Annotated in this window: 1 protein-coding gene; it reads left to right on the top strand. The window is 40.2% G+C overall.

Annotation, left to right across the window (positions count from 1 at the left end; translation table 11 throughout):
• Window positions 1-128: 128 nt before the first annotated feature.
• A partial coding sequence (locus ABZV77_RS42650; RefSeq protein ID WP_356268784.1) for a type I restriction-modification system subunit M occupies window positions 129-1,481 on the top strand: 1,353 nt, incomplete at its 3' end.

Raw genomic sequence — 1,481 nt, 5'->3', positions numbered from 1 at the left:
ATCGCGGGGAATTGAAACATCTCAGTACCCGCAGGAAGAGAAAACAACCGTGATTCCGGGAGTAGTGGTTTAGAAGAACGACTACAACAAAACTTTGAACAACTTCAAAAATGGAAAGAAGAATTATAATGGCGACAGGTTTAAATCAACAACTATGGGCTTCTGCGGATATCTTACGTGGGAAGATGGATGCAAGTGAGTATAAAAACTACTTACTGGGATTAATTTTCTATAAGTACTTGTCTGATGCGCAGCTGAGAGAAGTTTATGAACAAGAAAATGGCAAAACAGATACCTTCCCAGAACGTTCCACTCAGTATGCAGGCTTCATGGAATGGTACGAAGAAGACAAAGACGATTTAATCGAAAATATCCAACCCAAACAAGGCTACTTTATCCAACCCGATCAATTGTTTTATCACTACCGCCTCAAAGCTGATAACTATGAATTTAACTTGACCGACTTACAAGCAGGTTTTAATGAGTTGGAACGTCAAGGAGAAGAATTCAGTGGATTGTTTGCGGATATTGATTTAAACTCCACAAAATTAGGCTCAAATGCACAACAACGTAATGTGACGATTACTGAGGTCTTGCGTGCTTTAGATGAGATTGACTTATTTGAACACAATGGCGATGTGATTGGGGACGCTTATGAGTATTTAATTGGGATGTTTGCGGAAGGTGCGGGTAAAAAAGCAGGCGAGTTTTATACCCCACAAGCTGTTTCACGCATCATGTCAGAGATCACTTCAATCGGCCAAGAATCTCGAGCACCTTTTCATATCTATGACCCTGCGATGGGTTCAGGTTCTTTGATGCTTAATATTCGTCGCTATCTCATCAATCCAAATCAAGTGCACTATCATGGACAAGAGTTAAATACAACGACCTTTAACTTGGCACGTATGAACTTAATTCTTCATGGGGTGGATAAAGAACGCATGAACCTGAATAACGGAGATACTTTAGATGCCGATTGGCCCTCAGAAGAGCCTTATCAGTTTGATTCCGTAGTCATGAATCCACCTTATTCTGCAAAATGGTCAGCGGCAGATCAGTTTCTCTCTGACCCTCGTTTTGAGCGTTTTGGAAAATTAGCGCCTAAATCTAAAGCTGACTTTGCCTTTCTCCTTCACGGTTTTTACCATTTGAAAGAATCGGGAACAATGGGAATTGTCCTTCCGCATGGCGTGCTCTTTAGAGGAGCCGCAGAAGGAACCATTCGTCAAGCCCTTTTAGAAATGGGAGCCATTGATGCGGTCATTGGCTTGCCGGCCAATATTTTTTTTGGAACGAGTATTCCGACAACGGTTATTATTTTGAAGAAAAACCGCTCTCATCGTGATGTCTTATTTATCGATGCTTCTCAAGATTTTGAAAAACAAAAAAATAAAAATGTCCTGTTGGATGAACATATTGATAAAATTGTTTCTATCTACAAAAAACGAGAAGATATTGAAAGATATGCTCATGTTGCA

It is taken from the genome of Streptomyces sp. NPDC004732 (assembly GCF_040609235.1).
Lineage (GTDB): Bacteria > Actinomycetota > Actinomycetes > Streptomycetales > Streptomycetaceae > Streptomyces.
This window is presented reverse-complemented; position numbering and strand designations above follow the sequence as displayed.